The organism is Lentzea sp. NPDC058450 (genome assembly GCF_042721395.1).
GTDB lineage: Bacteria > Actinomycetota > Actinomycetes > Mycobacteriales > Pseudonocardiaceae > Lentzea.
In genome coordinates this window covers 84,540-109,142 of record NZ_JBHXLO010000001.1, presented here as the reverse complement: position 1 = coordinate 109,142, position 24,603 = coordinate 84,540, and the positions used below count along the sequence as shown (strand labels likewise).

The window sequence follows — 24,603 nt, the reverse complement described above, 5'->3', positions numbered from 1 at the left end:
TCAGCCGTACCGCAGGGGTTTCCTCGCCGGGGCCGCGAGCACACGTGACGCCAGCCACGCGAGGCCGTCGGCGGTGGTGGCCGGGGTGCCGGTCGGTTGGACGACGTGGCTGAGGACGGCCCGGGTCATGAGGTCGATCAGGACTTCGATCTGCTCGGCGCCGAGGCCGGTGTCGTAGGCCTCGACCCGGACCATCAGCATCGCCTTCACATCGGCCAGCAACGTGTCGGAGTGCGTGGTCAGCAGCGGCACGAGTTCGGTGTCGGCGCCGTGGGTGGCGGAGGCGATGGCGCGGACCAGCAGGTTGCCCCTGGCCAGGTCGAGGACGTCGCGGACGACGTCGTGGATCGCCTCGACCAGGTCGGCGGGGTGGCGGTCGAAGGCGGCGCCGATGGCGGTGAGGAAGCGGTCGAGCTCGTGCGCCAGCATCGCGTCGGCCAGCGTGTTCTTCGAGCCGATCTCGTTGTAGACGGTCTGCCTGCTGACGCCGACCTGCTCGGCGAGCCGCGTCATGGTGACCGCGGCCCAGCCGTCGCGGGCGGTCATCTCGATCGCCGCCTCGATGATCGGGCGCCTGCGACCGGCGGCCGCGGGAGAAGCCATGGGACTGATCCTAGGCGGCCGTCGCCCGGCCCGGCGCCACGAAGTCGATCTTCTCGCGGACTCCGCAGTCCGGGCAGCACCAGGTGTCGGGGATGTCGGCCCACGGCGTTCCGGCCGGGAAGCCCTCGCGCGGGTCGCCCGTCTTCTCGTCGTAGACGTAACCGCAGCCAGGACACATGCCGCCCGCGGTCGCGTCGCCACGGGTGTCCTCGGCGGAGACGTCGCTGGAATCCGTGCCGCCGTAACGGGCCAGGACCTTCGCGCGCTTGCCGGGCTGGATGTTGGCACGGCCGATGTCACCGCCGAAGTGCGCCTGCACGCGCGGGTCCATCACGCGCCGCCACACCGGCGGCACCAGGGCCAGCAGGATCATGCCCGCGTAGCCGGTCGGCAGCACCGGCGACTCCGCGAAGTCCCTCAACGTCTGGTAGCGGCGGGTCGGGTTCGCGTGGTGGTCGCTGTGCCGCTGCAGGTGGTAGAGCAGCACGTTCGTGGCGATGTTGTTGGAGTTCCAGCTGTGGCTGGGGTCGACCCGCTCATAACGCCTGCGGCCCGGAGCGCCGACCATCTGGCGGAGCATGCCGTAGTGCTCCATGTAGTTCACGACCTCGAGCAGCGAGAACCCGATCACGGCCTGGACCAGCAGGTACGGCACGATGCCGGGGCCGAGCCACACGATCATCGCCGCCCACAGCACCGCCGACATCAGCCACGCGTTGAGCACGTCGTTGCCCAGCCGGTACGGGTGCCGGTCGCGCCGCCCGTAGCGCTTGACCTCGAGCCGCCACGCCGACCGGACCGACCCGAACACCGTGCGCGGCCAGAAGCGGTAGAAGCTCTCGCCGACCCTGCTGCTCGCCGGGTCCTCCGGCGTCGCGACCCGCACGTGGTGGCCGCGGTTGTGCTCGATGTAGAAGTGGCCGTAGAAGCTCTGCGCGAGGGCGATCTTCGACAGCCACCGCTCGTGGCTCTCCTTCTTGTGCCCCAGCTCGTGCGCGGTGTTGATGCCGATGCCGCCGATGCACCCGATCGACACCGCGAGCCCGATCTTGTCGACGACGCTCAGGTCGCCGCGCGCGATCAGCCAGAACGCGAACACGAAGCCGACGTACTGGATCGGCAGGAACAGGTACGTGACCCAGCGGTAGTAGCGGTCGTTCTCCAGCCGTTCGAGCACGTCGTCGGGCGGGTTGCTGCGGTCGAGCCCGGCGAACAGGTCGATCGCCGGGACGATCAGCAGCACCACGATCGGGCCGATCCAGAACCACACGCCCCAGCCCGTGACCGCGTGCATCCCGATCGCCAGGAACGCCAGGGACGGCACGACCAGTCCCAGCAGCCACAGGTACCGCTTGCCGTCCGTCCACTGCTCGGTTGAGCCGACGGGCACCGTTGCCTTCGTGTCGCTCATGCCACACTCCTCCGGAGGTTGACAGAACGGTAGGGCACGTAAAGCCCGTTTGACAATAGGCGCCTATTTGTAAACCGCGAGCAGCGTGGTGGAGCGACGCCGGTACGCGATGGCCGTGACGGTCACGCACACGGGCACATCCGCCAGCACGGCGTAGAGCGCCGAGTCGAGGTCATGAGCGGTCCGTTCGGGAGAACTCCCCCGCCACACGACCACCTCCGCGCGGATCTCTTCACCCGACGTCAGCTCGACGCTGTGCACGGCGGGGTGGCACAGCACGGTCTGCTCGACGAGGAACAGCCGCTGGTCCTCGGACAGCGGCGTGCGCAACGGGACCACTCGGCTGGGGCAGCTGGACAACGGAACTCCTCGGGCTGGTGCGGGCGCCTGCACCGGTGCAGACCACAGCAGCGCCCGGTTCGTCACGCCCATTCACCGGATCGAGGTACCTGACCGAGAGTCCCGTCCGGCCGCGGCTCCACGCCAAGCAGCCGCAGGTAGGCCAGCAACGGCTGGGAGTGACTGTGCAGGTTGGCGATCGGGTACGCCTGCATCGCGATCCCCGATTCGGGCAACGCCCACGTCTCACCGGGCCGGTCGCTCTCCGGCGCGAGGTAACAGTCCGGGCCGGACAGCGTTCCCGTCCACACGTCCGGATACGCGTCCGTGTGCGCGTGCAGGGTCATGCAATGCCACTCGTCCCACGCCAGGTCAGGTTCGTAACGGGAGGCCGCCCAGATCAGTGTCATGTTGACCGACGACCACACTTGTCCCTGCGTGCCTTCGGCTACCGGCCACCGGTGGCGGGCGCCCAGTGGTGAGCCCGCCCGGCAGGTCTCGTCGATCGTGGCGAGCAGGGCGCGGGCCTGGTCCGGGGTCGCGGCGCCGCAGAGGATCGCCCACGGCTGCACTTCGAGCCACAGGTCGTGCTCGCCCACGACACTGCCCGGGCCGTGCGCGCGCCGGAACCAGCGGCCGTTCCACTCGCCGGCGACTCGTTCGCGGAGGGCGGCGGCACGGGAGCGTGCTTCCTCGGCGGTCGCGGTGTCGCCCAGGCGGTCGGCGAGGCCCGCGTAGACCGGCAGCACCCAGGCGGCCATCGCCGAGTTCAGCACCGACTCGCCGCGCTCGATCATCACCTCTCTGTCCACTCCGGACTCCCGGATGGCGAGGTCGTTCCAGTCCGCGTTGAGGATGCGGACGTGCCCGTGCTCGCCCGTGCCCACGACGTCGGCGAAGAACCTGAACTGGCGCCGCAGGTTCTCGCCCAGCGGCACGGGTTCGGCGTCGTAACTCGGGTGGTAGCGGACGGGCACGTCGAACGCCGCGAGGTCGCCGGTCGCGGCGGCGTACTCGGCGGCGAGCCAGAGGGCCCACAGGTTGAGGTCGGACGGGCGGAAGACCTGCGTCCACGGTTGTTTGCGACCGTCGAGGGCGTACGGGAGGTCACCGTCCGGGCTGCCCCACGCGCAGGTGTTGCGCAGCACGGACAGCGCGAGGTCCGGTTCGCAGTGCACCAACGGCAGGGCGTGCTGCAACGGATCCCTTGCGGCGCCGTTGAAACCGTGCCGGAACGAGTAGGCGCTGCCCTGGTTCAGCGTGTGCCCGCCGAGCACCCCGTCCGCGCACGCGCCGCCCGTCAGCAGCGCCGCGTGCCAGGTGATCTCCGGCGTTCTGCCGGTGGGCAGTCGTTCCCGCAGGGCGTTGAGACTGCTGGTGTACAAGGCTTTCGCACCGGCGGGGTCGATCGGGTCTTCGTGGCCGTCGAGGAGACCGAAGCGGAACCACGTGGTGCTTCCTGCCGCGGCCGTTGCGGTGATCTTCAGCGGCCCATCGGTGGCTGCCACGCGTTCACCGCCGATGTGCTCCAGCGCCACGGTCGCCAGGTCCGGCGGGGCGTCGCCGCGCACCGGGCCGAACTCCAGGTGGACTTCCCGCTGGCGGACAACCCATTCCTCCGTCACGTCGGCGCCATCGCTCACGTCGACCCTGATCAGTACCCACGGCAGGTCGCCTTCCGGGCACAGCACCGTGCGTTCGACGTTCGCGCCGGTGAACCGCACAAAGGTCGGGCCGAACAACGGCGTGCCGAACCCGCCTCCGGTCCGTTCGACGAGCCAGCGGCCGTCGAGGTGCTCGTCCCAGAGGCCGAGGAGCCCGTCGCTGTCGGCGGCGAGGGTGATCCGGCGGTTGCCGAGGTGCACCCGGTGCGTGGCCGACGGCGGGTCGAGGATCGGGTCCCACGGCGTCGGGCCCGCCCGGTAGTCGAACGCGGGCAGGCCCTCGGCTGTCGTCCACTCCCCGAACGCGCTCACGGCTCTGAGCGTTCCGGCTTCACCCTCGGGCGGGCAATCGACCGATCAGCGCCAGAACCTGCGCCGACGCTCCGGCTGCGCCTTCTCCGCCCCGGTGAACTCGCGCAGCACGCGCACCGCCCGCGCCCACAGTTCGTCGGTGTCGCCACCAGCCGTGATCGCGGCGATCAGGTCGTGCACCGGCTGGAACTCCGCGCCCTGCCGGGAGGCGAAGAGCGTGCCGAGGCGGCTGGCCAGGTCGGCGAGCAGGTCGCGGCGTTCCCACGCGGGCAACGTCGCGTCGCTCTCCAGCCGTTCGACCTCGCGCGCCACGACGGCCGGCAGGTCGTCCGACGGAGGCGGCGGCGGAACCGGCATGCTCACCATCTTCGGCGCGGCGGGCCGAGCAGCCGCACGAGCCACCGGAGCGCCACCGGGACGCATCCCGTCCATCATGGCCGGAGCGGCCGCGAACGGACCCGGGGCGAACGGGGCGGGCGCCGCCGCGAGCGGAGCACCCATGCCACCGCCGAAGCTCCGCACCGGCATGCTCGGCATCTCCCAGCCCGCGGGCTGCTCGACCGGCTGCGTCACCCGGTGCACCGTCCCGTCGGACACCACCCGCTCGTCCACCGCGACGAACGCCGTGAACCGGCACAGCACGCCGTACTTCAGCGACGTCTCGACGATCTTCGGCTCGACCGACGAGTCGCCTACCGCGTACCGGTCCTCCAGGTCGCGCAGCGCCGCGCGGGCCCACTGCGACCGGACCGACTCCGCGGCGTGCTCGGTGACCGCGACCGTCTCGCGCCAGTCCTCACCGGCCCTGGTCCGCCCGCGCACGGTGAACTCGGCGGGCTTGCCGGTGTACCGGCCGAACGCCACCAGCGGCACGCCCGGATAGATGGCCGTGGGCAGCTTGGGCAGGTCGGAGCCGGGTTCGACCACGACGTCGGTGATGACCGGCGCGCCGATGCGCCGCTGGATGTGCGTCATCGCCTCGTCGAGCCGGTCCTCGCTCTCGACCAGCTCACACCGGCCGGCGCCGGCCGCGGCCAGCCTGCCGAGGAACCCGGCGTTGACGGCCGTGTCGATGCCGACGGCGTGGATGCGCGTCCGGTTGATCAACGGCGAGATGTCGCGCAGCATCTGGTCCTCGTTGCCGACCTGCCCGTCCGTGACGAGCACCAGCACCGGGTCGCGGCCCTGCGCCACGTCGGAGAGCAGACTCAGCCCCTGCCGCAGCGGCTCGAACATCTCCGTCCCGCCGCGCGCCTGCACCTTCGCGAGGTGCTCGACCGCGCGGAACCGGTGCCGGTCGGTGGCCGTGACGAGCGTGCCACCCTGCTCCCGGTCAATCTCGTGGTCGAACAGGAACACGGCGAACGTGTCGTCCGCGGTGAGCGTGTCGACGATCCGCGCCGCCGCCCTGCGCGCCGCGACCATCTTCCAGCCGCCCATGCTGCCGGACCGGTCGAGCAACAGCACGACGTCGCGCGGCCTGGTCTTCGTCTCGGGCTCGGGCGGCAGCACCGTCAGCTGGTACGTGCCCTCGTCGCCCTCGGCGTCCGGCACGCACACGACGGCGGAGCTGTTCTCCTGGTAGCTCAGGCGGAGCACGAAGTCGCGGTCGACCCGCTCCCCCGGCTTCACGGACACGGTGCTGCCCTCGGTGACGACGGTGTGCAGGCTCGACCGCACCTCGCCCAGGTCCAGCCCGCCCGCGTCGATCTCGACGTCGATCGAGAGCTTCACCGGGTTCGGAAAGCCCGGCAGCAGCACGGGCGGCGAGATCCGCGAGGCGTCCGGCACCAGGTCGGTGTCCTGGGCGTGCCCGTCCCCGACCGACGGCCCCGGCAGCGGCTGCCCCGGCACGTACCGCGGCGCCACGACCAGCGGGAACCGGAACGTGCCCGCGCCGTCCTCGAACACCAGCGGCCCGGTGAGCGTCAGCTCGACGGTGACCCGCTCGCCCGCGGGGATGTTGCCGACGCGCATGGTGAAGACGTCCGGCCGCTCCTCCTCCACGATGGACGCCCGCTTGCCGGCCGCGATCGCGTCGTCGTAGGTCTGCCGGGCCTGCCCGCGTTCCTGGAGGTCGGCCACCACCGTGCGGTCGGCGGCGGTCATCTTCATGCCGGTCACGGCGGCGCGGTCCGGCAACGGGAACACGTAGGTCGCTTCGAGCGCGGTGTCGTAGGTGTTCACGAACCCGGTCGTCAGAACCGTGCGGCCAGTCAGGCCGGTGATCTGCGCGCGCACGTCGAGGCGTTCGAGCGGCAGGTTGCCGCGCTCGGTGCGCAGTGCGCCGAGACCCGCGTCCTCGGTCGTCCGGCCGACGCGGTCGGCTTCCGCTTCCCTCATCGGGGCGACGGAGATGGTCATGACGGTTCCCTTTCGGTGAGCAGGCCGCGGGCGGCGAGGAGGTCGAGCAGTGGCTGGGCGGCGGCGGCGATGGCTTCGCGGTCGGCTTCGGTCGGGAGTGCGGGGAGGAGCAGGAACGCGCCTCCGGGGAGAGGGACGCCGGTAAGGAGAGTTGAGGGTTCGGGGGCGAGAACAGGGGCAGGAGCGGCGACGCCAGTGGCTGGGACGGAATCTGCGCCGGCCGCTGGGACGGAAGCAGCGGGTGCGGGCCCTGCGGGTGCTGCCCAGAACCTCGGCCGCACTCCCTCCGCCGGCGCCGCGTCACCCGAGTCGAGCAGGTGCGCCGGCACGCGGGCGATCGCTGTCAGCGTCGCCTCGGTGGCGCCCGTCAGTTCTGCCTGGACGTCCGCCAGCGTCCTCCCCTCCGACTGCAGTCGCTTGATCGCCACGAGCTGGAGCAGGTGGCGCTTCTCGTACAGGGCCGTGCGGCCGCGCATCGCGGACGGTCTGTCGACCAGGCCCGTCGTCGCGTACCAGCGGACTGCCCGCCGGTCCGGGACGTCGCGGACGCGGCCGTTGGGCGCGCCCGAGTACTCCGCCGTCAACGCGGCGGAGACGCGGTCCAGCAACTCGTCGAGCGTCCACACCCCTAGATAGTGACACTGTCATCGTGACAGTGTCAACGAGAAAACCTGATGATGTTCACGCCTGGTAGCCGGGTAGGGTCCGGCGGGTCCGCGTGCCCCTGCAAGCCCATCGATGAGGACGGAGAGCACGAGTGACCACGGACGAGGTCGGCACCCTGACCGACCACAGCGTCGCCTTAGGCCGGTTGAAGACGCAGAAGGCCCAGATCCAGTACGCGCTCGAGCACATGCCGCGCGGCGCCACGGTCGAGGACGTCCGGCGGTGGCTCAGCCGCCAGGGCCAGAGGGCTCCGCACCGGCCGTACGCGAACGCGACCGTGAACGAGTGGCGTGCGCGCAACGGCGTCACCGACACGGCCGGACAGGTCGTGCTGACGCCCGAGCTGATCGCCGAGCTGGACCAGCAGCCCTCCCCCGGACCCGAGCTCCAGCCCGAACCCGCGGCCGAGCCGGCCGAGCCGACGAAGCCCGCCGGCGCCAAGGGGTTCTACCTCGTGGCCCTCATGAGCATCGGGGTCAGCGTCGACACGTCGTGGCGGTTCTTCGAGCAGCGGCTCGGCATCACCGACGTCGTGGAACGGGTGCTGCTGTTCTCCGTCATGGAGGCGGCGCTCATCGCGTGCGGCTGGGCGATGCGCGGCGGCGTGCGACAGAACGGACGACCGGGTCCGGCGCGGCTCGTGGCGTGGGCGTTGACGGCGTTCGCCGCGTTCGCCGCCTTCAGCCTGTCGGGGCCGATCGCCGGTACGGCACGGGTGTTGCTCGGTCCGGTGCTGGGGCTCGTGATGTTGCACCTCGCGCTCGGCATCGAGATCCGGGCCGCGCGGCAGCGGACGACGACGTGGGCGCGCATCGGCCGTGAGCTGCGGGAACGGTTCCTGTCGCTGCTCGGTCTCGGCGACGACGGCCGGGACGCCCTCGCGCGGACCAGGGACAAGGCCGCGCTGCGGGCCGCGAAGCTCGCGCTGGCGGGCAAGGGCACGCCGTGGCGCAGGGCACGGCTGCGCAAGGCGTTGCACGCGTCGAACGTCGCGCACGACCCGAGGCAGAAGGACAAGATGCTGCGCGAGCTCGGTGTACTCCAGCACGCGGACAAGCTCGCCGAGACGAACCAGCCCGCGCCGTGGTGACGTTCACCGACGACACCGCCCAGGCTGCGGAGATCGCCGCGCTGATCAACCGCGTCTACGCCGACGCCGAGAAGGGCATCTGGCTCGACGGCGCCGCGCGTACCGGCGAACAGGAGATAGCCGGCCTCATCGCGGCCGGTGAGATCGCGGTCGCCCGCGACCAAGGCAGGCTCATCGGGTCCGTGCGGATCCACGAGCTGCCGGACGGCGCGGGCGAGTTCGGCATGCTCGTCGCCGCCCCCGAGGAGCGCGGCACCGGCGTCGGCCGCGGGCTCGTCGAGTTCGCCGAGAACTGGGCGCGCGAGCGGAACCTGGCCGAGATGCAGCTGGAACTGCTGGTGCCGCAGGAGTGGGCGCACCCGGTCAAGGAGTTCCTGCGCGCCTGGTACACCCGCCTCGGCTACCGGCTCCAGCGCAGGGACGATCTCGCGACGGCCTACCCGTTCCTCGTGCCGAAGCTCGCGACCCCGTGCGACTTCCTGGTGTTCCGCAAAGATCTCACTGGGTGAACGCTCAACAAGAACGAAACAGTCGCGAGGTACCGTCCGGCTCTCACAAGCCGAGAGTTGAGGGGTACCTGTGCGCCGTCGTATCCGTGGCACCGCCGTTGCCGCGATCGCGCTGACCATGGTGGTGAGCGCGTGCGCCAAGGACAACGGTGGCACCACCACCACTCAGACCGGGAGCGCCTGCGAGTTCGCGACGCCGCCCACCGCGCCCGCCACGTCGCAGGCAGCGGCCACCGACAGCAAGAAGGTCGACGGCAGCGCGTTGAAGCTCGGCCTGGCCTACGACATCGGCGGCCGGGGTGACGCGTCGTTCAACGACCTCGCCGCCGCCGGGTTCGACAAGGCGATCGCGGACATGGGCGTGAAGAAGGAGAACACCCGCGAGCTGTCCGCCGCCCCGAACGAGGACGAGACCGCCAAGCAGACCCGCCTGCGGCAGCTCGCGACGGAGGGCTTCAACCCGATCGTCGGCGTCGGCTTCGCCTACACCGAGTCGCTGAGGGTCGTCGCGCCGGAGTTCCCGAACGTCAAGTTCGGGCTGGTCGACTCCGCCGTCGAGGGCGTCGCCAACGTGACGCCGCTGGTGTTCGCCGAGCAGGAGGGCGCGTTCCTCGCGGGCGTCATCGCCGCCTACCAGAGCAAGAAGTGCCACATCGGCTTCGTCGGCGGCGTGGACATCCCGCTGATCCAGAAGTTCGAGGCGGGCTACAACCAGGGTGCGAAGACCGCGGCACCGAAGATCGCGATCGACAAGAAGTACATCACCCCGGCCGGCGACTTCACCGGTTTCCAGGACCCGCCCAAGGGTCAGGAGGCCGCGAAGGGCCTGATCGACAAGGGTGCCGACGTCGTCTACCCGGCGGCGGGCGCGTCCGGCATCGGTGTGTTCGCCGCGGTCAAGCAGGCGGGTGTGCTGGCGATCGGCTGCGACGCCGACCAGTACAACCAGCCGTCGCTCGCCGCGAACCGCGACGTCATCGCGGCGTCGAGCCTCAAGCGCGTGGACGTGGCCGTCTACGACTTCTTCCACGCGGCCGCGGGCAACGACCTCGCGTCGCTGCCGAAGGTGTTCGACCTGAAGTCCAACGGCGTCGGGTACGCGACGTCCGGCGGCAAGGTCGACGCGACGCTGCAGGGCATCGTCGAGGGCTACAAGGCGCAGATCATCGAGGGCAAGATCAAGGTCAACGACAAGATCTGACCGTGCCGGGGAGTGCCGGTGTCGCCGGCACTCCCCTCGCACTCAGGTCACCTCGACTCGCTCCGGCGCGTGCTCACGGGTGTCGTACCGCCAGAACGACCGCGCGCTCACCGCCGCGGCCAGCACGACCGCGATGCAGAGCACGGCCGCGCCGGACCACGCCAGCGTGAACGTCGTGGCCGCCGCCATGAAACCCGCCCGCAGGTCACCGAGGCGCGGTCCCCCGTTCACGACCACGGTGAACACCCCCTGCAGACGTCCGCGCAGCCGGTCCGGCACGAACGTCTGCAGGATCGCCTGCCGGTAGACGGCGCTGACGAAGTCCGCCGCACCCGCGACGATCAGCAGCAGCACGACGGCCCACAGGCTGTGCAGGAACCCCGCGACGGCGATGGCCGCCGACCAGACCACGACGGCGAGCGTGAGCGCGACCCCCTGCCGCCGCACGCCACCGATCCAGCCGCTGAGCAGGCCCGCGAGGATCGACCCGGCCGCGATCGCCGAGTACAGCGGGCCGACACCCCCGTCGAACCTCGTCGCGGCGGCCTGCGGGAACAGAGCTTCCGGCGTCGCCAGCACCATCGCGGCGATGTCGACCGCGAACGACATCATCAGCACCGGGTTGCCGCCGAGGAACCGCAGTCCCTCCACGATGGACTTCAGCCCCGGCCTCCCCAGCCCGTCGGCCACGCCGAACGACGGCAGGCGGATCGTGGCGTACAGCGAGGCCGTGAACAGCACGGCGTCCGCGGCGTAGGCGAGGCTGAACCCTCCCGGCAGTCCGATCAGGACACCGGCGACGAGCGGCCCCAGCACCTGCCCGAGCGTGGAGACCGTGTAGCTCAACGCGTTCGCGGCCGGCACGAGGTCGGCCGGCACCAGCAACGGCAGGATCGCGCCCCTCCCGGACGCCGACACCGCGAAACTCGCCGACTGCACGGCCACCAGCCCGAGGATCACCACGGGCGAGCGCACCTCCGCGAGACTCTGCGCGAGGAGCGCGAGCGTCACGACCCACGACACCGACGACGACACCAGGACCAGCTTCCGGCGGTCGACCGCGTCCGCGATGGCACCCCCGTAGAGGCCGAAGACGACGACCGGCAGCAGCCCGACCACTCCGCTGAGCCCGACCACGAGGGACGACCGCGTCAGGTCGTAGAGCTGCACCGGCACCGTGACGGCGGTGATCATCATGCCGACGACCGCGGTGCCCTGCCCCAGGAACACCCGCCGGTAGGCGGGAATCGCGAGCGGCCGGGTGTCGGCGAAGAACCTTCTCATGCGTCCACGGTGATCCACTCACCGCCGGAAGACTTCCGATAAACTGCCCGCTCGTGTCGCAATACCGCCATGAATCCGAGGCAGGCACCGTCATCGAGCCGCACCGGCACGACGGCGACCACCAGTTGCTCTACGTCAGCAGCGGGATCTACGCGACGAAGACCGAGCACGGCACGTGGGTCGCGAGCGCCCAGCGCGCGATCTGGACTCCCGCCGAGACCTGGCACGAACACCGCGTCTACGGCCGCACGTTGGTGCACCTGCTGCGTTTCCCCGCACACGAGGTGCTGTTCCCCGGCAGTCGTCCGACCGTGATCGCCGTGTCGCCGCTCCTGCGCGAGCTGCTGATGGCCTGCACCGAACCCGGCCTGCCCGAGGACGAGGCGCAGCGGCTGCGCGCGGTGATCCGCGACCGCGTCCGGCACGCGGACCTGGCACCGCTGGCCCTGCCCGCGGCCACGGAGCCACGCCTCGCCGACGCGTGCCGCCTCGTCACCGACGACCTCAGCGTCCCGCGCACGATCACCTGGCTCGCGGCCAGGACGGGCACCAGCGACCGGCACCTGGCGCGCCTGTTCCGCGCCGAGTTCGGCACGACGTATCCCCAGTGGCGCACCAACGTAAGGGTGTTCCAGGCCATGATCGAGCTCAGCGACGGCGCCACCGTGACCGAGACCGCGCACCGGTGCGGCTGGGCCACCACCAGCGCCTTCGTGGACACGTTCGCCCGCACGATGGGCCAGACGCCGGGCGCCTACCGGGCCGCGGCGATGCCCTGAAGCACGCAGTTCGGATATGCGGACGATACGGTCCCTGCCCTAGCCTCGGGGCAGTGGACAGGGCCCCCGGTTTGAGCGTCCGCCTCAAGCTCACGATCAGCTACGCCGGTTTCCTCGTGGTCACGGGCATCCTGCTGATGGCGGCCGTGCTCGCCTACTACACCTACCTCCTGCCCGACGGCTGGATCCTCACGCCCACCGGCGACTTCCTGATCAACCGGACCCGCCTCGCCGCCTCGTTCGCGCCGTTCATCGCCGGGGTGCTGTGCTTCCTGCTGGTGTTCGGGCTGCTGGGCGGCTGGTTCCTGGCCGGGCGGATGCTCGCGCCGCTGGACCGCATCACGCACGCCACGCGCGTCGCGGCCGGTGGGTCGCTGGCGCACCGGATCGCGTTGCCCGGCCGGTCGGACGAGTTCCACGAGCTGGCGGACGCGTTCGACGCCATGCTGGGGCGGCTGGAGACGCACGTGGCGGAGCAGCAGCGGTTCGCGGCCAACGCGTCGCACGAGTTGCGGACGCCGCTGGCCGTCACGCGGACGTTGCTCGACGTGGCGCGCGGCAGCCGGGAGCCGGACGAGCTGGTGGAGCGGTTGCACTTCGTGAACGCCCGCGCGATCGACCTCACCGAGGCGCTGCTGGTGCTGAGCCGGGCCGATCAACGGTCGTTCGCGCGGCAGCGGGTCGATCTGTCACTGGTCGCCGAGGAGGCAGTCGAGACGCTGCTCCCGTTGGCGGAGAAGCACGGCGTCGTGGTCGAGACGGCCGGGGAGATGGCGTTCGCGGCCGGGTCGCCCGCGTTGTTGTTGCAGGTCACCACGAACCTGTTGCACAACGCCATCGTCCACAACGTCCTCGACGGCACGGTGCTGGTCACGACGGCCGCCGGGCCCGCGTTCGGCACGCTGACCGTCGAGAACACCGGGCCGCAGCTCACCCACCAGCTGGTGGAGACGCTGACCGAGCCGTTCCAGCGCGGGACGACGAGGGTGCGCGGCGACCAGGCCGGCGTGGGGCTCGGGCTGGCGATCGTCAAGAGCATCACACAGGCTCACGACGGGACGCTCGCGCTGACTCCCCTGGCCGGAGGCGGACTGCGGGTCACGGTGCGGCTGCCCGCACCGTGACCGACTCAGGCGATCGGGAAGTCGAAGTAGGTGTCCGGGTAGGGCTCGTCGATCAGGGTGTAGTGCCACCACTCGGTGTCGTAGCGCCGGAAGCCGCAGGCCTCCATGATCGAACAGAGGTGCCGCCGGTGCGCGGCCTCGGCGACGGGAGCGCCGTGGTGCGAGACCGGGTCCATCAGGTCGTGGCCGCCGCCCATCGCGACCAGCTCGCTGGACTCCAGGTGGTAGAGGGTCAGGTCGACCGTTCCCCCTCGACTGTGGCCGGATTTCCTCGCCACATAACCCTTTTCGAACATCTCGGCCCGGCTGATGCGAGGGTGGAACCGGGCCTTCGTGGCCGGGTCGTCGGGCTCGGCCGCCCAGCGCAGGAAGCGGTCGACGGCGCGTTGCGGGCGGTAGCAGTCCCACAGCAGCAGGCCGAAGCCGAGGGACTCCGCCTTCTGCTGGGCCATGTCCAGCGCCGCGCACAACGCCGTGGTGCCCACGACCCGGTTCACGAGGTAGCCGTCGACCGGGGTGCCGGTGAAGTTGTCCCAGGTGGCGTACTTGGCGTCCCAGCGCACCCCGGGAACGTGCTCGTCGACGAACACGAAGTCCGGGTTCACCGGAGCTTTCCCGTCAGTGCCAGGGAGACGAGCCGGTCGATCACGTCACCGAGCGACAGGCCGGCGGCGGCCATCATCCGCGGGTAACGGCTGTAGGAGGTGAGGCCGGGCATGGTGTTGACCTCGTTCAGCACGACCTTCCCGTCCGGCGTCAGGAACACGTCGACCCGTGCGAGACCCGAGCAGCCCAACGCCCGGTAGACGACCTGCGCCGTCTCCCGCACCAGGGCGCGCGACTCCTCGGGGATGTCGGCGGGCACGACGAACGCCGAGTTCTCCGACCCCGTCTCGGGCGTCTCCTCCTGGTGGATGCGGAAGAAGCCGTGGGTCAGGGCGACCCGGTCCAGTTCGCCGACGACGAGGTCGTCGCCGCTGCCGAGGATCGAGCAGCCGATCTCGCCGCCCACCACGGCCTCCTCGATCACGACCTTGGAGTCGTACTGCCGGGCGACCTCCAGCGCAACCGCCAGCTCGTCCTCTGTGGACACCTTGGTCACACCGAACGACGACCCAGACCGCGCGGGCTTCACGAACACCGGCCAGGTCGGCGAGTCCGGCACGTCGGTCCAGAACCGCGGCGTCGCCACCCCCACACTCCGCGCCACGAGGTAGGTGAGCGTCTTGTCCATGCACAGCGCGGAACTCTGCACGTCACACCCGACGTACGGGATGCCCGCGAGTTCCAGCAGGCCCTGCACCGAGCCGTCCTCCCCCTGCCTGCCGTGCAGCACGGGGAACACCACGTCGAGCCCGATCACCTCGAACGACCCGTCGCCCAGCACCACCAGCCCGGCGGGCGAGAGCACCACCGGCCGGCCGTCGGCGGCGTCCGGGCCCGCGCACAGCAGCCAGTCACCGCCACGGGTGATCTTGATCCAGAACGGGTCGTACCGCTCGCCGTCGAGGGCGCGCGCCACCTCCCCCGCCGACTTCACCGAGACGGGGTGCTCCTCGAACGCCCCGCCGAAGAGCACGCCGATCCTGACCTTGCTCATGCCGTTCCCCCGAAGTTCGAACAGTGGACGAGAGTGTTTTCCACGGTGTCGCTCAGCGCGTGATCCGTGTAATAAGCCGTGTGCGGAGTGATGAGCACGGCGGGCATCGCGCGAAGTCGGACCAATGTTTCGAGATCGACCTCACGGGCACGGCAGTCGGTGTAGAAGATTCCTTCCTCACCTTCCAGCACGTCCAGTGCCGCACCGCCCAGCCTGCCGCTTTCCAACGCCTCGACCAACGCCTTGGTGTCGACCAACGGCCCGCGCCCGGTGTTGATGACGAACGCCCCGGGCTTCATCGACGCGATTCGGTCGCGATCGAGCAGATGACGGGTTCCCGCGTTCAACGGCGTGTGCAGCGTGACGACGTCACTCACGCGCAGCAGGTCGTCCAACGGCACGTAGTCGGCGGAGTTGCGCGGCCTGCTGTCGTGCGCCACCACGCACCCGCCGAACCCCCGCAGCCGATCCAGCACCGCCACCCCGATCCGCCCGGTGCCGATCACCCCGACGGTGAGATCCCGCAGCTCACGACCACGCGAGCCGAGCCGGTAGTCGTGCAGGTCGGCTCGCCCGAGCACGGACCGGACGTCGCGCAGGAGCATCAGCGCGAGCATCACCGTGAAGTCGGCGACGCTGTCCGGCGAGTAGGCGACGCCGCCGACCCCGATGCCGACGCTCGCGGCGAACTCGACGTCGATGTGGTCGACCCCGATGCTCCGCGTCGACACGTGGCGAACACCGGCACGACTCAGCGCGGAAAGCGCGGACCGGGTCACCTGGGTCTTGTGACCGACACTGACGAATTCGTTCCCGGACGCCAGCGCGGCATTCTCCGATGACACCGGTGCTTCGACAAGAGTCGGCGTCACGCCGCACCGAGGTGCCATTTCCTCGAACAGGACGGCCTCGTCCGGCTCACACCCGTAAATCGTGATGCCTGTTGCCATGAACCCGAGTCAAGACAGCACGGCGTTGCCACCTCGTATGCGGTTTCCGATATGCGGGCGATATGCCGTCGAGAACTCTGTATCCTGTCGAACCATGTGCTACCACGCGTTCAACGGCGCCTTTCGCCACTACGTGTGCGTGGCGTGCCGCCTCTCGTTCAAGGGCAGCACCTGGCCGATCCGCAGGCGCGTCTGCCCTGGCTGCCGCGACGAGCTCGTGTTCGCCGGCTACGACTTCGCCGCGCCCCGGCGCAGCGACGTGAAGGCGTGGTCCGTCGTGGCGACCGTGCTCGCGGAAGGCCTCACCTACGACCACCGGCCGGGCTGCGGCTGCGCACCACGCCGGGAGTTCCGGCCCAGGACCCGGGCTCAGGTGCGGGCGCGGCGCCAGGCAGCCGAACGGCTCGGCCTGCCGCTGTCGGCGACGCTCGCCCGCCGAGACGTCTAGGCGGTCCGCACCAGCAGGTCCATCGTCACCGGCAGCTCCACCCGCAACGCCTCGACGACGTCCGCGTTGCCCGACAGCTGGTGCAGCAACGCGCGCTGGAACAGCCCGTCGAGCGTCACGTAGACGATCGCGGACGACGCGGCGGGCGTGCCGCCGAGCAGTTCGGCGTAGCGGTGGACCACCCGCCACACCATGGCCTCGCGGTGGCTGTCGATCTCCAGCACGTCGGCGCGGAACGACTCGTCGAACAGGCTCTGGTTGCGCAGGTCGTACCAGAGGCGGTGCAGCGTCGCGTCCTGCTCGAGGGTGTCGAAGAACATCGCCACGAACTCGTCGCGCAGCTGCGCGGCCGTCTTGGAGGTGGCCACGACCTCGTCGTAGCGCGTCACGCAGACGACCTCGTACTGGCGGACCGCCTCGGTGATCAGGTCGCGCTTGTCCGCGAAGTAGTAGTGCAGGACGCCGTGCGAGAACTCGGAGTTCTGCGCGATCTCCCGCAGGCTGGTGCGCGCGTAGCCCAGTTCGGCCAGCGTGTGCAGGGTCGCCACGGCGAGCTCCGTCCGCCTGGCGTCGAACTTGTCGACCTGCCGGCGGGCGATGCGGTCCTGCTTGCGCGAAGCGACTTCGGTCACGCCTCGGAGCCTACCGTTCACTGCGACAAACCTTGACCGTTCGTCCAAAAAATCTTGGACAGTCGTCAAGGAAAATCTTGACGACTGTCCAGGAATAACTAGTGTGTGAGCCATCTCACCGAGGAGGCGACTCAATGACGAGTTATCAGCTGAGCGGGCGGAAAGCGCTGGTCACCGGGGGTGCGCGAGGGCTCGGCGCGGGCATGGCCCAGGCGCTGGCGCAGGCCGGGGCGGCGGTCCTGATCGGCGACGTCCTGGAGGAAGAGGGCAAGCAGACGGCCCAAGCGCTCCGCGACCAAGGCGCCGCAGCGGAGTTCGTCCCGTTGGACGTCACCGACGACGAAAGCTGGGCCTCCGCGGTGAGCACGGCCGTCGACACCATCGGCGGGCTCGACATCCTGGTGAACAACGCGGGCATCGAGATCACGAGCCTGATCACCGAACTGAACCCGGCGGACGTCCGCAAGATGCTCGACGTCAACGTCCTGGGCACCGCGCTCGGCCTGAAGCACGGCCTGCGCGCCATGCGTCCCGGCGGAGCGGCGGGCAACGGCGGGTCGATCATCAGCATCGCGTCCGTCGCGGCCACCATCGCGTTCCCCGGCATCAGCGTCTACTCGGCGACGAAGTCCGCGATCGACCGGCTGACCAGGGTCGCGGCCGCGGAGTCCGGCAAGCTCGGCTACGGCGTGCGGGTCAACTGCATCTACCCCGGCCTCACCCCCACCGCGATGGGCAACCAGCTGGCCGTCGACTGCGCCGAACTCGGGCTCTTCCCGTCGGTCGAGGCCGCCGTCGGCGCGGTCGTGGAACTGACGCCGCTCGGCCGCCTCGGGCAGGTCGACGACATGGCCGACGCCGTGGTGTTCCTCGCGTCCGACGCCTCGAAGTTCATCACCGGCGCGGGTCTGCCGGTCGACGGCGGAATGGGGATGTGAACCAGATGCCCACCGACAAGCCCGTCGTCGTCTACGGCGCCTCCGGCTACACCGGCCGGCTGATCTGCGAGTACCTGCGCGAGTACGGCATCCCGTTCCTCGCCGCCGGACGTGACGCCAAGCGCGTCAAGGAAGCCGTCGACGCGGTGCCCGGCATCGACACGGTCTCCTACGACATCGCCGAGGTCGAGCACTCCACGGAGGCGCTGACCGAGGCGTTCACCGGCGCCAAGGTCGTGCTCAACACCGTCGGACCGTTCTCCCGCTACGGCCACGAAGCCGTCCAGGCCAGCCTCAACATCGGTGCGCACTACACCGACACCAACGGCGAGCAGGACTGGATGATCGACGCCGACGCCCAGTACGGCGCCGAGTTCGCGAAGCAGGGCCTGCTGCTCTCCCCCGGCATCGCGCAGATGTACACGGTCGGCGAGATCGCCGCGCAGATCTGCCTGGAGCAGCCCGGACTGGACACTTTGGACATCGGGGTGTTCTGGAAGGGGTATCCGACCGTCGCTTCCACCAACACCATCCTCACCAACGCGGCGTTCGCCAAGGCGTACTACCTGGAGCAGAACGAGTACGTGGAATGGCCGCCGGACGCGGGCCTCTACGAGCTCGTCGTGCCGGGCCAGCACGAGCTCGGCCTCGCCCTGCCGTGGGGCGGCACCGCGCACCCGGTGTGGTTCAAGCGCGACCCGCGAGTGGCGTCCGTGCGCGCGCTCGGCGGCGTCTTCAACCGGCCGTTGATGCTGGGCGTGCCGCAGATCGTCGCGGCCGCGCTGGAGCAGATGGAGGGCAAGTCGGACGCGGAGAAGTACGAGATCGTCGACGCGTTCTCGGCGCAGGTGCGCAGTGAGATGCCGCCGCGCGAGAACCCGCGGATCAACATCTCGCTCGACTCCGTGCACGCGTCCGGTCCGCTGGGCAGGGCGAGCTGCGTGATCCACGGCAACTGCAACTACAAGCAGACGGCGTTGCTGAACGTGCACGCCGCCGTGCACCTGCTGCAGGACGCCCCGCGGCGGGTCGGGTTCGCGTCGGGCTGCCAGGCGTTCGGGCACCGCGAACTGCTCGGCGCGCTGCGGTCGTTCGGCCTGGTGCTCGACCCGATCGTCGAAACGCACCGCTGATGCGTCTCAGCGACTACCTGGACAAGGGCGCGTCGCTCGGGGGCGACGCGCCCTGCCTCACCGTCGGCGGGGTCTCCCAGACCTACGCCGAGGTCCAGCAACGCTCCCGGGACATCGCGGGAGCGTTGCAGGGCAGCGGAATCGCGGTCGGTGACCGGGTCGCCGTGCTGTCCGCGAACGACCCGCTGGCGCTCACCTGCGTGTTCGGCATCTCGCGGGCCGGGGCGGTGTGGTGCCCGGTCAACCCGCGCAACGAGGCGGCGGAGAACCGCGAGCTGCTCGACCTGTTCGGCTGCCGCTGCCTGTTCTTCCAGGCGAAGTTCGCTCCCCTGGTCGAACGGATCCGCGGCGACCTGCCCGCGTTGACGATCCTGGTGTGCCTGGACGGCGAGGTCGACGGCGCCGTCCCGTTCGAGGCCTGGCTCGCGAAGTTCGGCCGCGAGCCGGAACCGGTGTTCGTGCCCGACGACGACCTGTGCGTGCTGGCGGGCACCGGCGGCACGACCGGGCGCCCCAAGGGAGTGCGGCTGACCGGGCACAACCTGGAGACCGCGACCGCGCTGACGCTGATGAGCTACCCGTTCGGCGTCCGGCCCCGGTACCTCGCGCTCGCGCCGCTGACGCACTCGGCGGGCGTGCTGACGTTCCCGATCATGTCGATGGGCGGCGAGACGGTGATCATGCCGGCGCCGGACCTCGGCGAGTTCCTGGCGTTGATCGAACGCCACCGGATCACGCACGCGTTCCTGCCGCCGACGGTGATCTACGGCCTGCTCGACCACCCGGCGCTCGACGAGACGGACCTGACCTCGTTGCGCTGCCTCTGGTACGGCGCCGCGCCGATGTCGCCGGTGCGGCTGACCGAGGCGTTGCGGCGGATCGGGCCGGTGATGGGTCAGCTCTTCGGGCAGACCGAGGCGCCGAACATGATCGCGACGCTCGCCCCGGCCGACCACTTCCACGCCGACGGGTCGGTCGCGGTCGAGCGGTTGGCGTCGGCGGGACGGCCCTCGCCGTTGACGCAGGTCGCGATCATGGCAGCGGACGGCAGCCTGATGCCGGCCGGGGAACGCGGCGAGATCGTGGTGCGCGGGCCGCTGGTGATGGCCGGGTACCACGAGAACCCGGCGGCGACGGCCGAGGTGAGCACGTTCGGCTGGCACCACACCGGCGACATCGGGTACCTGGACGCCGACAACTTCCTGTTCATCGTCGACCGGGCCAAGGACATGATCATCACGGGCGGGTTCAACGTGTACTCGGCCGAGGTCGAGCAGGCGTTGCGGGCGCACCCGGCGGTGCAGGACAGCGCCGTGGTCGGGCTGCCCGATCCCAAGTGGGGTGAGCGGGTCACGGCCGTGGTGCAGCTGCGGGCGTCCGGTGAGGCCGAGCCCGACGCGTTGATCGCGTTCGTGAAGGAACAGCTGGGTGGCGTGAAGGCGCCCAAGCAGGTGGAGATCTGGCCGGACCTGCCGCGGTCCAAAGTGGGCAAGGTGCTCAAGGCCGAGATCCGCGCTCAGCTTTCCGGGAACTGAAGTCGTTCTTCACCCGACCTGTGTCGTGTGAGGGTGGACAAGGCTGTCGTGCTCGCGACGGCCATCTCGGTTTCCTGCGTCGTGGCCGTGGTTCTGTGGGCCGGTGACGTGCACGCGTTGCTCGGCGACAGCGATCCCGGACGGCTGACTTCGCTGACGTTCGGGCTGGTCAGGACACTGGCGAACGCGGCAGGGACGGTGACGATCGGCGCGTTGGTGTTCGGGGCCTTCGTGGTTCCGGCGCCGCCTCGGCGTGCTCAGCTCACCGCACCTGCCTATGCGGCGGTGCGCACGGCGGCCAACGCCGCGGCCGTGTGGGTCGTCACAGCGGGGTTCGCGGTCGTGCTGTCCACTGCGGACGCCACGGGTCAGCCGCTTTCCGTTGTGGTGGAGCACCTGCCGGGGTTGGTCGGGGCCACCGAGGAGCCCAAGGCGTGGCTGGTCACGTTCGTGGCGGCGGGTGTCGTCGCGGTCGGCGCGCGGGCCACGTTGACGTGGACCACCTCGGTGTTGTGGGTGCTGCCGGCGCTGGTCGGGGTGCTGGCGCCGGTGATCACCGGGCACGTCGCTAACGGAGCGTGGCACGACGTCGCCACGAACGCGATGGTGTGGCACATCCCTGCTGCCGCGGTGTGGATCGGCGCTTTGGTCGCGTTGCGGCCGCGCGTCGGCGACGAGGTCGTGTTGCGCCGGTACCGGCTGCTGAGCAACTGGTGCATCGCCGTGCTGGTGCTGAGCGGGTCGGTCGTCGGCGTGGTCCTGGCAGGGCCGGATGTGCACAGCGGGTACGTGGTGTTGTTGCTGCTCAAGGTCGCGGTGTGTGCGCTGGTGCCGCTGCTCCGGGCGCGGTGGGGCGTGCGGCGGCCTCTGGGCGTCGAACTCGTCGCGGTGGGGCTCGCGCTGGGGGCCTCGACCGGGCTGGCTCATCTCGTGCCGCCGGCGTGGAGCGTGGTGCGGCCGTCTCCGCAGGAAACCCTGATCGGGTACGAACTTCCGGCTCCGCCGTCGTTCTCCGAGCTGGTGCTGGGCTGGCGGTTGGACCTCGTGGTCGGGCTCGGTGCCCTCGTGCTCGCCGTGCTGTACGTGCTGGCGGCGCGGCGGGTGCGTTCCTGGCCGGTCGGGCGGACGGTCGCCTGGCTGCTGGGGTGCGCGGTGCTGCTGGTGGTGACGTCCTCGGGCGTCGGCCGGTACGCGGCGGGCACGTTCAGCACGCACATGGTGGCGCACATGGCGTTGAACATGCTCGGGCCGGTGCTGCTGGTGCTCGGCGGTCCGATCACGCTGGCGCTGCGGGTGTTGCCACCGGGCCCGCGGGTGTGGATCAAGGCTCTGCTGCACTGCCGGATGGCGCGGTTCGTGGCGCATCCGGCGGTCGCCGCGATCACCTTCGTCGGGTCGTTCTACCTCCTGTACTTCTCCGGCCTCTTCGGTGCGGCGATGCCGTTGCACTGGGCGCACCAGCTGATGAACGTCCACTTCGTGCTGACCGGGTACGTGTTCTTCTGGCTGGTGATCGGCGTCGATCCGGCGCCGCGGTCGTTGCCGCACCTGGCGAAGCTCGGGTTGTTGTTCGCCGTCATGCCCTTTCACGCGTTCTTCGGCGTGATCCTGATGAACAAGCAGACCGTGATCGCCTCGAACTTCTACCGGTCGCTCGACCTGACGTGGGTGCCGGACCTGCTGACCGACCAACGGCTCGGTGGCGGGATCGCCTGGGCCACGGGCGAAATACCGATGCTCGTCGTCGTGCTCGCCCTGATGCGCCAGTGGGCCGTCGCCGACCGGCACGAGGCCCGGCGGTTCGACCACGCCACCGACGACCGGCTCTCCGCCTACAACGCGATGCTCGCCGAACTCTCCGAACGGAAGACCTCCGCATGACCGTGGAACTGGCCGTGTCCGGCATGACCTGTGCCGCCTGCGCGACCCGCATCGAACGCAAGCTCAACAAGCTCGACGGCGTGCGCGCGACCGTCAACTACGCCACCGAACGCGCGATCGTGCACGGACTGCCGGAAGCGGACGCGGTGCAGGTCGTGCGCGCGGCCGGATATGACGCCTCCACGACCGGGTCGCACGTCGACGTGGTCGGGGCGTTGCGGCGAAGGCTCGTCGTGGCGGCCGTGCTCGCCGTGCCGCTCGGGAACCTGACGCTGGCGCTGACGTTCGCGCCCGCGTTGCGGTTTCCCGGCTGGGAGTTGCTGTGCGTCCTGCTGAGTCTGCCGGTGGTGGCCTATTCGGCGTGGCCGTTCCATCGCGCTGCCGCACGGAATCTGCGGCACGGATCGTCCAGTATGGACACTCTGGTGTCGCTCGGGGTGCTGTCGTCGTTCGGGTGGGCGGTGTGGACGCTCGACGTCGGGTACCTGGACGTCGCCGCCGGGGTGACGACGTTCCTGCTGGCCGGGCGGTACTTCGAGGTGCGGTCGCGGCGCACCGCCGCCGGGTTGCTGAGCGCTCTCGCCGGTCTCGCGGCCAAGGAGGCGCGGGTGCTGCGCGACGGGGCCGAGGTGCTGGTGCCGGCGGCCGAGGTGCGGGTCGGGGACCTGCTGGTGGTCAAGCCCGGTGAGGCGGTGCCGGCGGACGGCGTGGTGACGGATGGGTTCTCGGCGATCGACATGTCGTCGATGACCGGTGAACCAGTGCCGGTCGAGGTGTCAGCGGGCTCTTCGGTCGTCGGAGGGACGGTCAACCACACCGGACGGCTCGTCGTGCAGGCCACGGCCGTGGGTGCGCACACGCAGTTGGCGCAGATGCGGGCGCTGGCGCAGCAGGCCGCCGAACGCAAGGCGCGCGTGCAACGGCTGGTGGACCGGTTGTGTGCGGTGTTCGTGCCGGTCGTGCTGGGGTTGTCCGTGCTGACCCTGGGCGGCTGGCTGGTGTTCGGGGGTTCGGCGCTGGAGGCGTTCCGGGCGGCCGTGTCGGTGCTGATCATCGCGTGCCCGTGCGCGTTGGGGCTGGCGACGCCGACCGCGTTGATGGTGGGCGTCGCGCGGGCCGCCCAGCTCGGCATCCTGGTGAAGGGGCCGGACGCGCTGGAGGCGTCGCGGGCGGTCGACACCGTGGTGCTGGACAAGACCGGCACGGTGACGACCGGACAGATGACCGTGGTGGGCACGTTCGGTCCGGACGTGCTGCGCTGGGCGGCCGCCGTCGAGGCCGCGTCCGAACACCCCATCGGCGTCGCGATCGCCGCTGCGGTGACCGATCCCCCGGCGGTCTCCGGGTTCGAGGCCCTGGTCGGCGCCGGTGCGCGCGGGATCGTCGAGGGCTCCGAGGTCGTCGTGGGGTCCTTGCAGCTCACGGCTTCGCTGGAGATTCCGGAGGACGTCCGGGCGTGGCACGACTCGCTCGGCGCCGAGACCGGGGTGCTGGTCGCGCGGGACGGCGTGGTGATCGGCGGGATCGCGGTGCGCGACACCGTCCGGCCGTCGGCCCGCGCCGCCGTGGAACGCCTGCACGCCATGGGGTTGCGGACCGTCCTGCTCACCGGTGACAGTTCCGCCGCTGCCCAGGTCGTGGCCGGCGAGATCGGCGTTCAGGAGGTGCTCGCCGGTGTCCGCCCGGCCGAGAAGGTCGCGGCGCTGGAACGGCTGCGGGCCGCCGGCCACCACGTCGCCATGGTCGGGGACGGGGTGAACGACGGCCCTGCGCTCGCCGCCGCGCACCTCGGGATGGCGATGGCGCGGGGCAGCGAGGTCGCCGCGCACGCCGCCGACGTGATCCTGGTGCGCGACGACCTGGACGCCGTCCCGGACGCGATCGTGCTCGCCAACCGCACGCTGACGACGATCCGCGGCAACCTCTGGTGGGCGTTCGGCTACAACGCCGCCGCGATCCCGCTGGCCGCCGCCGGGCTGCTGAACCCGTTGATCGCGGGCGCGGCCATGTCGTTGTCGTCGGTGCTGGTGGTGGCCAACAGCCTCCGGCTCCGGTCGGTCACGCCACGCGCGGCACCGTCTTCCCGCGCGGACTCCTGAGCTCGCCCTTCAGCACGCGGGGTGAACTGGTAGCCGGTCGG

Annotated in this window: 22 protein-coding genes; 11 read left to right on the top strand and 11 right to left on the bottom strand. The window is 70.6% G+C overall.

The features are described 5' to 3' along the window. The 6 genes from ACFWNN_RS00515 to ACFWNN_RS00490 form a co-directional block, all read right to left on the bottom strand. Positions 1-603 (bottom strand): TetR family transcriptional regulator, encoded by a 603-nt coding sequence (locus ACFWNN_RS00515; RefSeq protein ID WP_382437665.1) that lies wholly within the window; start codon positions 601-603, stop codon positions 1-3. 10 nt (positions 604-613) lie between these two features. After that, positions 614-2,014, bottom strand: coding sequence for a fatty acid desaturase (locus ACFWNN_RS00510; protein WP_382437664.1), 1,401 nt, complete (start codon positions 2,012-2,014; stop codon positions 614-616). Positions 2,015-2,077: 63 nt separating this feature from the next. Then, positions 2,078-2,440, bottom strand: coding sequence for a hypothetical protein (locus tag ACFWNN_RS00505; protein ID WP_382437663.1), 363 nt, complete (start codon positions 2,438-2,440; stop codon positions 2,078-2,080). Further along, positions 2,437-4,329, bottom strand: a complete 1,893-nt coding sequence (locus ACFWNN_RS00500) for a GH36-type glycosyl hydrolase domain-containing protein (RefSeq protein WP_382437662.1) — start codon at positions 4,327-4,329, stop codon at positions 2,437-2,439. Before ACFWNN_RS00500 ends, ACFWNN_RS00505 begins: the two co-directional genes overlap by 4 nt. 45 nt (positions 4,330-4,374) lie before the next feature. After that, complete coding sequence (locus ACFWNN_RS00495) at positions 4,375-6,693, bottom strand: VIT domain-containing protein (RefSeq protein WP_382437661.1); 2,319 nt, start codon at positions 6,691-6,693, stop codon at positions 4,375-4,377. Beyond that, entirely contained in the window at positions 6,690-7,319 is a 630-nt protein-coding gene (locus tag ACFWNN_RS00490) for a MerR family transcriptional regulator (RefSeq protein WP_382437660.1), read from the bottom strand. The genes ACFWNN_RS00495 and ACFWNN_RS00490 overlap by 4 nt, the downstream gene beginning before the upstream one ends. A gap of 131 nt (positions 7,320-7,450) precedes the next feature. On the opposite strand from ACFWNN_RS00490, the gene ACFWNN_RS00485 reads away from it, so the two are divergent. From ACFWNN_RS00485 to ACFWNN_RS00475, 3 genes are all read left to right on the top strand, one after another. Next, entirely contained in the window at positions 7,451-8,449 is a 999-nt protein-coding gene (locus tag ACFWNN_RS00485; RefSeq protein ID WP_382437659.1) for a hypothetical protein, read from the top strand. After that, the gene (locus ACFWNN_RS00480) at positions 8,443-8,958 is read left to right on the top strand and encodes a GNAT family N-acetyltransferase (RefSeq protein WP_382437658.1); all 516 of its coding nucleotides are present in this window, start codon (positions 8,443-8,445) and stop codon (positions 8,956-8,958) included. The genes ACFWNN_RS00485 and ACFWNN_RS00480 overlap by 7 nt, the downstream gene beginning before the upstream one ends. Before the next feature lie 82 nt (positions 8,959-9,040). Next, positions 9,041-10,159: a BMP family protein gene (locus tag ACFWNN_RS00475; RefSeq protein ID WP_382438386.1), complete on the top strand. Its 1,119-nt coding sequence runs from the start codon at positions 9,041-9,043 to the stop codon at positions 10,157-10,159. Between the two features lie 42 nt (positions 10,160-10,201). On the opposite strand, the gene ACFWNN_RS00470 is transcribed toward ACFWNN_RS00475, so the two are convergent. Next, the gene (locus tag ACFWNN_RS00470; protein WP_382437657.1) at positions 10,202-11,443 is read right to left on the bottom strand and encodes an MFS transporter; all 1,242 of its coding nucleotides are present in this window, start codon (positions 11,441-11,443) and stop codon (positions 10,202-10,204) included. 53 nt (positions 11,444-11,496) lie between these two features. On the opposite strand from ACFWNN_RS00470, the gene ACFWNN_RS00465 reads away from it, so the two are divergent. Together ACFWNN_RS00465 and ACFWNN_RS00460 are read left to right on the top strand one after the other, a co-directional pair. Then, positions 11,497-12,222, top strand: a complete 726-nt coding sequence (locus ACFWNN_RS00465; RefSeq protein WP_382437656.1) for an AraC family transcriptional regulator — start codon at positions 11,497-11,499, stop codon at positions 12,220-12,222. Positions 12,223-12,275: 53 nt separating this feature from the next. After that, positions 12,276-13,346 (top strand): sensor histidine kinase, encoded by a 1,071-nt coding sequence (locus ACFWNN_RS00460; protein ID WP_382437655.1) that lies wholly within the window; start codon positions 12,276-12,278, stop codon positions 13,344-13,346. 5 nt (positions 13,347-13,351) lie between these two features. On the opposite strand, the gene vanX is transcribed toward ACFWNN_RS00460, so the two are convergent. The 3 genes from vanX to ACFWNN_RS00445 are packed head-to-tail and all read right to left on the bottom strand — an operon-like array spanning position 13,352 to position 15,896. Then, entirely contained in the window at positions 13,352-13,951 is a 600-nt protein-coding gene (gene vanX, locus ACFWNN_RS00455) for a D-Ala-D-Ala dipeptidase VanX (protein ID WP_382437654.1), read from the bottom strand. Then, on the bottom strand, positions 13,948-14,946 hold the full coding sequence (locus tag ACFWNN_RS00450) for a D-alanine--D-alanine ligase family protein (protein WP_382437653.1): 999 nt from the start codon (positions 14,944-14,946) through the stop codon (positions 13,948-13,950). Before ACFWNN_RS00450 ends, vanX begins: the two co-directional genes overlap by 4 nt. Beyond that, positions 14,943-15,896, bottom strand: coding sequence for an NAD(P)-dependent oxidoreductase (locus ACFWNN_RS00445; protein WP_382437652.1), 954 nt, complete (start codon positions 15,894-15,896; stop codon positions 14,943-14,945). Before ACFWNN_RS00445 ends, ACFWNN_RS00450 begins: the two co-directional genes overlap by 4 nt. A 94-nt stretch (positions 15,897-15,990) precedes the next feature. Between ACFWNN_RS00445 and ACFWNN_RS00440 the strand changes: the two genes are divergently transcribed. Next, positions 15,991-16,344, top strand: a complete 354-nt coding sequence (locus ACFWNN_RS00440) for a hypothetical protein (RefSeq protein ID WP_382437651.1) — start codon at positions 15,991-15,993, stop codon at positions 16,342-16,344. Here ACFWNN_RS00440 and ACFWNN_RS00435 read toward each other — a convergent pair. Beyond that, positions 16,341-16,976: a TetR/AcrR family transcriptional regulator gene (locus ACFWNN_RS00435; protein WP_382437650.1), complete on the bottom strand. Its 636-nt coding sequence runs from the start codon at positions 16,974-16,976 to the stop codon at positions 16,341-16,343. The genes ACFWNN_RS00440 and ACFWNN_RS00435 overlap by 4 nt on opposite strands. 134 nt (positions 16,977-17,110) lie before the next feature. Here ACFWNN_RS00435 and ACFWNN_RS00430 point away from each other — a divergent pair, with 134 nt between their 5' ends. The 5 genes from ACFWNN_RS00430 to ACFWNN_RS00410 are packed head-to-tail and all read left to right on the top strand — an operon-like array spanning position 17,111 to position 24,562. Next, positions 17,111-17,914 (top strand): SDR family NAD(P)-dependent oxidoreductase, encoded by an 804-nt coding sequence (locus tag ACFWNN_RS00430; protein ID WP_382437649.1) that lies wholly within the window; start codon positions 17,111-17,113, stop codon positions 17,912-17,914. Between the two features lie 5 nt (positions 17,915-17,919). Further along, entirely contained in the window at positions 17,920-19,047 is a 1,128-nt protein-coding gene (locus ACFWNN_RS00425) for a DUF5938 domain-containing protein (protein ID WP_382437648.1), read from the top strand. Further along, positions 19,047-20,582, top strand: a complete 1,536-nt coding sequence (locus ACFWNN_RS00420; RefSeq protein WP_382437647.1) for a long-chain fatty acid--CoA ligase — start codon at positions 19,047-19,049, stop codon at positions 20,580-20,582. Before ACFWNN_RS00425 ends, ACFWNN_RS00420 begins: the two co-directional genes overlap by 1 nt. Positions 20,583-20,615: 33 nt before the next feature. Next, a complete protein-coding gene (locus ACFWNN_RS00415) occupies positions 20,616-22,463 on the top strand; it encodes a cytochrome c oxidase assembly protein (RefSeq protein ID WP_382437646.1) in 1,848 nt (615 codons plus the stop codon). Then, entirely contained in the window at positions 22,460-24,562 is a 2,103-nt protein-coding gene (locus ACFWNN_RS00410) for a heavy metal translocating P-type ATPase (RefSeq protein WP_382437645.1), read from the top strand. Before ACFWNN_RS00415 ends, ACFWNN_RS00410 begins: the two co-directional genes overlap by 4 nt. Positions 24,563-24,603 lie beyond the last annotated feature (41 nt).